At 34.1% G+C, this 5,613-nt stretch carries 6 protein-coding genes and 3 tRNA genes; all 9 read left to right on the top strand.

Annotated features, from left to right (window positions below; all coding sequences use genetic code 11):
* Positions 1-86: 86 nt before the first annotated feature.
* The 9 genes from cysS to HALSAC_RS0106285 all read left to right on the top strand — a co-directional run bounded on the left by cysS (position 87) and on the right by HALSAC_RS0106285 (position 5,463).
* Complete coding sequence (gene cysS / locus HALSAC_RS0106325; RefSeq protein WP_035571339.1) at positions 87-1,514, top strand: cysteine--tRNA ligase; 1,428 nt, start codon at positions 87-89, stop codon at positions 1,512-1,514.
* Between the two features lie 11 nt (positions 1,515-1,525).
* On the top strand, positions 1,526-1,921 hold the full coding sequence (locus tag HALSAC_RS0106320) for a Mini-ribonuclease 3 (RefSeq protein WP_027339559.1): 396 nt from the start codon (positions 1,526-1,528) through the stop codon (positions 1,919-1,921).
* A gap of 12 nt (positions 1,922-1,933) precedes the next feature.
* Complete coding sequence (gene thyX, locus HALSAC_RS0106315; RefSeq protein WP_027339558.1) at positions 1,934-2,647, top strand: FAD-dependent thymidylate synthase; 714 nt, start codon at positions 1,934-1,936, stop codon at positions 2,645-2,647.
* A gap of 2 nt (positions 2,648-2,649) precedes the next feature.
* On the top strand, positions 2,650-3,390 hold the full coding sequence (gene rlmB, locus HALSAC_RS0106310) for a 23S rRNA (guanosine(2251)-2'-O)-methyltransferase RlmB (RefSeq protein ID WP_027339557.1): 741 nt from the start codon (positions 2,650-2,652) through the stop codon (positions 3,388-3,390).
* A 6-nt stretch (positions 3,391-3,396) separates the two neighbouring features.
* Entirely contained in the window at positions 3,397-4,197 is an 801-nt protein-coding gene (locus tag HALSAC_RS0106305; protein ID WP_027339556.1) for a VanW family protein, read from the top strand.
* Positions 4,198-4,342: 145 nt separating this feature from the next.
* Complete coding sequence (gene sigH / locus HALSAC_RS0106300; protein WP_027339555.1) at positions 4,343-4,987, top strand: RNA polymerase sporulation sigma factor SigH; 645 nt, start codon at positions 4,343-4,345, stop codon at positions 4,985-4,987.
* Between the two features lie 148 nt (positions 4,988-5,135).
* Positions 5,136-5,220: transfer RNA gene (locus tag HALSAC_RS0106295), tRNA-Tyr, on the top strand.
* Between the two features lie 90 nt (positions 5,221-5,310).
* Positions 5,311-5,387: transfer RNA gene (locus tag HALSAC_RS0106290), tRNA-Gly, on the top strand.
* A tRNA-Thr gene (locus HALSAC_RS0106285) sits at positions 5,388-5,463 on the top strand.
* The last annotated feature ends 150 nt before the right edge of the window (positions 5,464-5,613 follow it).

Genomic DNA, 5,613 nt, shown 5'->3' with positions numbered 1-5,613 from the left:
TCCAGTTCAAGAGATGCTTAAGTGTATGAATAAGAGAATAAGGGTCTTAGAAAATGAAAATAATAAGTTGAAGGAGGAGTGAAAAGATGGGAATTAAAATATATAACACATTATCAGGAGAGAAAGAAGATTTTAAACCGATAAAAGAAAATGAAGTTGGAATTTATTCTTGTGGGCCAACAGTCTATGATTATTTTCATATTGGTAATGCGAGAGCTTTTATTGTACCAGATATAATCAAGCGATATCTAAATTATAGAGGTTATAAGATCTTTCATGTATTAAACTTTACTGATATCGATGATAAGATGATTAAAAGGGCCAATCAAGAGGAGGTTACCATTGAGCAGTTAGCAAATAGATTTATCAAAGCTTACTTTGAAGATACTGATGCTTTGAATATAAGAAGAGCTGATATTTATCCTAAAGCCACAGAACATATAGAAGGTATGATTGACCTTGTAGAAAAATTAATTGCTAAAGATTATGCTTATTCTAGTGGTGGAGATGTTTACTTTAGGGTTGAGAAGTTTGATGAGTATGGGAAGTTATCTAAGCAGCATTTAGAAGATTTAGAGGCTGGTAATAGAGTAGAGGTTAGCGGGGTTAAGGAGAACCCTTTAGACTTTACTTTATGGAAAGAGAGTAAAGAAGGGGAACCTTCTTGGGAAAGTCCATGGGGTTTAGGAAGACCAGGATGGCATATTGAATGTTCTGTTATGTCAACTAAGTATTTGGGTGATAGATTTGATATTCATACCGGTGGTGTTGATTTAACCTTTCCTCATCATGAGAATGAAGTAGCACAAAGCGAGGCTTGCTGTGGTCATCAAGTGGTTAACTACTGGGTTCATAACGGTTATATAAATATTGATGGGGAGAAGATGTCTAAGTCCTTAGATAACTTCTTTACTATAAGAGAGATATTAGAGAAGTATAAAGCAGAAGTGATAAGATTTTTCTTAATATCTAAGCATTATAGAAGTCCAATTAACTTTAGTGATAGTGAGTTAGATAGTGCCAAAAAGAGCTTAGGTAGATTGTTAAATACCTTAGATAAGGTAGAAAACCTCTTGGATCTAGATGCTGTAGAAGGTGGAGGTGATAAGGGGTTAAAAGGGTTGGCCCAAGAAACTGAAGTTGAATTTAAAGAAGCTATGGATGATGATTTTAATACAGCATTAGCCATTGCTGTATTGCATACTATGGTCAAAGAAGTTAATCTAATCGTTAATAATAAAGAGTTTATCTTGACTGAAGGTTTAAAAGAGGGGCTAAAAGAGATAAAAAGTACTTTCGAGAGTTTAGCAGGAGATGTTTTAGGTATACTTCCAAAACAGGAGGAAGCCAAAGGTGGGTTGATTGATCCTTTAATAGAACTCTTAGTAGAGGTTAGAAGTGAGGTAAGAAAGAATAAAAATTATGAATTAGCTGATAAGATACGTGATGAATTAAAGAATTTAGGGGTTCAGATTAAAGATACACCTCAAGGTGTGGAATGGAAGTTGAAATAGGAGGAAATCATATGATAGATGAATTGGTAGAGCTGCCTGATAGGCCAGAATTATTGCCAGCTTCTACAATGGCCTATATAGGTGACTCTGTATACGAATTATTTATTAGAAACCTTTTGCTAGAGAAAAATGTGGCTAAGCCAAAGGACTTACACAAAGAAGCTATTAAGTATGTTAATGCTACAGCCCAAGCTAATTTATTGGCCCGAATTAAAGATGATTTAACAGAAGAAGAAGTAGTTATTGTAAGAAGGGGGAGAAATGTTAAAGGTGGAGTACCTAAAAATGCTGATCGGGCTGATTATCAGTATAGTACAGCCTTTGAAGCTTTAATAGGTTATCTATACTTAGCAGAAAAAAGGGATAGATTGGTCGAATTATTTAATAAGATAAAGGAAATGTTATAAAGGAGAGATAAGATGGGAGCAAAAGTAAAATTGATTAACTATACACCTAATCCAGAGAGGACAGTTGCAGCTGCAGCTAGATTATGCTATTCTCCTACTGGAGCTGAAAGTTTACTTGATAGTATGGATAGAAATGATATTGAGAGACTTTTAGGGATAATTTTAGGTAATGGACACTTATCTACACTAGAACATATAAGTTTTACCTTTGCTGTTGAAGGTATATCTAGGGTGGCAAGTCATCAATTAGTTAGGCATCGAATAGCTAGTTACTCTCAACAAAGCCAGAGATATGTAAAGGAGAAGGGTCAGTTTGAATATATAGTTCCAAAGAAGATTAAAGAAGATAAAGAGATGGTTAAACTATTTAAAGAGAATATGAAGAAACAACAAAAGGTTTATGATGAATTAACTGCTAAGCTAATGGATAGTGGGTATAAAGAGAAAGAGGCTATTGAAGCTGCTCGCTATGTTTTGCCCAATGCTACTGAAACAAAGATTGTAATTAGTATGAATGGTAGAAGCCTTTTGCACTTCTTTGAATTAAGATGTTGTGAAAGGGCACAAAGAGAGATTAGGGATATGGCAAAAAAGATGTTAAGGCAGGTTAGGGAGGTTGCTCCTATCATCTTTAAAAAGGCAGGTCCATTGTGTGAGACTGAAAGAAGATGCAAGGAAGGTAAATTAAGTTGTGGTCGTTTAGCAAAGATAAAGGTGGGGAAATAATAATGGAAAAGATTGAAGGAAGAAATCCTGTAATTGAAGCTTTAAAGGCTGGTACAAGAAAGATAGAAAAGATACATATATTAGACTCAGCTCACGGAGATTCAATCGATAAGATATATAGCTTGGCTAAAGAGAGAAATGTTAGTATTAAGACTGTAGATAAAAGCGATTTAGACTATGAAGCAGATTCTTATGCTCATCAGGGAGTAATAGCCTGGGGGAGAAAACTTCATTATTGGGATTTGGATAGGTTGATTAACCATGCTAAAAAGGAGAGTGAAGAACCCTTATTGGTTATATTAGATGAGTTAAAAGATCCTCATAATTTAGGGTCCATTTTAAGAACAGTAGATGCTGCTGGAGCCCAAGGTGTAATTATTCCTAAAAGACGGGCAGTTGGATTTAGTCCAGTTGTTGCCAAAGCCTCAGCAGGGGCAGTTGAGTATGTTCCAGTAACCCAAGTAACTAATTTAGCAAGAACAATTGAGAAGTTAAAAGAAGAAGGTTTTTGGGTGGGTGGAGCAGACATTGATACTAAGCAAAGTTGTTATCAGGCTAATTTAAATGGAGCCTTAGCATTAGTGATAGGCAGTGAAGGAAGTGGTATACGACGTCTGGTCAAAGAGAAGTGTGATTTTCTTGTTAAGTTACCTATGCAAGGACATGTAGACTCTTTAAATGCTTCAGTTGCGGCAGGAATATTAATTTATGAGGCTTTAAGACAGAGGCTGAGAAGGGGGTAGTTTTAATTGAGAAAAAGACTCTTGGTTATAATTATCTTCACTATGGTATTGAGCCTGCATATTAGTAGTCTATTAGCTCGAGATAAGGTGTTTGACACTATGAGAAAGTATAATTTAGATGAAATAGTTTCTACTTATACAACATACTTTGATATAGACAACTCAAATAGAAATAGAAATATAAAGATTGCTGCAGAAAGCATAGATGGTGTAGTGGTTATGCCAGGAGAAATATTCTCCTTTAATGAGGTTGTTGGCCCTAGGACAAAAGAGAGGGGTTATAAAAAGGCTCCTGAGATAGTAAATGGAGAGTTTGTAGATGGAGTTGGTGGAGGAATATGTCAAGTGACATCTACTCTATACAATTCTATCTTATTAGCTAATTTAGATATTATAAAGCGAGCTAATCATTCTCGTCCAGTAAGTTATGTTGATTTGGGTCGTGGAGCAACTATTTATTATGGGGTTATAGACTTTAAGTTTAAAAATAATAAAGAATATCCAATTATAGTCTCAAGTAGAGTTGTGTACAACCAAGTAACTGTATTTATAGTTGGTAAGTTCCTTGATAAAAGTGTTGAGCTAAAGAATCTTCCAATAGAGGTTATAGAGTATGAAGTTATAAGGGAAGTTGATGATACAATGTTACCTGGTGAAGAGAAGATTGTAAGAGAAGGCAGAAATGGATTTAAAACAGGTGTTAAAAGAATCCTGAAATATGGGAATAAAGTAGTAAAAGAAGAGAAAATATCAAATGATATTTATCAACCTCAAAATGCTATTATAAAGTATAATCCAAAAGATTAGTATTAATATCAAATAAAACAATTATTAAGTCGTTATATAAAAATAATCTTAGGAAAAAGTTACACTAATAACCTTCTTGACTAGTAGAGATTACATAAGTTATAATAGTAATTGTAATCTTTGGGATTGAGTGAGGAGGGTTAAGGTGAATAGAAATTTGCAATTAAAAGACTATGCCGAATATCATAAAATGTCAGATGATGAAATTGTTCAAATAGCTCAATCTGGAAGTGAAGAAGCACTAGAGTATTTATTGAGAAAATATAAGAATTTTGTTAAATCTAAATCTAGATCTTATTTTCTTATTGGTGCTGATAGAGAAGATATAGTTCAAGAAGGAATGATAGGTCTTTATAAAGCAATTAGGGATTATAGGGTTGATAGATTAGCTTCCTTTAGAGCTTTTGCTGAATTATGCATAACAAGGCAGATAATAACTGCAATTAAAACGGCTACTAGACAAAAGCACCAACCTTTAAATTCATATATTTCTCTTAACAGACCAATTTTTAGTGAAGATTCTGACAGGACACTATTAGATGTGCTTAAAGGCAGTAAATTAGCTAATCCTGAAGAGTTATTTATAACTTATGAAACTTATGAAACTTTAGAAGCTAGTATTAAACATATGTTGAGTGACTTAGAACTTAAGGTTTTAATGGAATACTTAAAAGGTGAAAGTTACCAAAATATTGCTCAATCTTTAAATCGACATGTAAAATCTATAGATAATGCTCTACAAAGGGTTAAAAGAAAACTAGAAGAGTATTTAGAAAAGAATAATATATAGATTAAAGAGAAATAAAACTGATCTAATCAATATATATAGGCATTAATGAAGCTAAATAGTAGAAAATAAATCAATTTAGCTCTTGACCTAATTAGATAAAAGTCATATAATATTGTTGTTGCGTAAAAAAGTTTAACTAATTAAAAATGGAGGGGTTCCCGAGTGGTCAAAGGGAGCAGACTGTAAATCTGCCGGCGAAGCCTTCGAAGGTTCAAATCCTTCTCCCTCCACCATTTAAAATAGTTGAAAGGTGATAATTTATAATTTAAAGTCAAGAGCAAAAGCAAAAGATTTTAACTATCGATTATCAGTTTGAGTATTGTGCGGGAGTAGCTCAGTTGGCTAGAGCACCAGCCTTCCAAGCTGGGTGTCGCCGGTTCGAGTCCGGTTTCCCGCTCCAGCCCACATAGCTCAGTAGGTAGAGCGCATCCATGGTAAGGATGAGGTCACCGGTTCAAATCCGGTTGTGGGCTCCAAAAAACTAAATAAAAGAATGTATAAGCAGGTGATATTTCCATCACCTTTAATTTATATTTATAGACACATACATAACTAGGGGGGAATATTTAAAATGGCAAAGGAAAAGTTTGAAAGAACGAAACCTCATGTTAATATTGGTACAATTG

It is taken from the genome of Halonatronum saccharophilum DSM 13868, assembly GCF_000517025.1.
Lineage (GTDB): Bacteria > Bacillota > Halanaerobiia > Halobacteroidales > Halobacteroidaceae > Halonatronum > Halonatronum saccharophilum.
The sequence above is the reverse complement of the archived record's forward strand: the minus strand, read 5'-3'. Positions and strand labels throughout refer to the sequence as shown.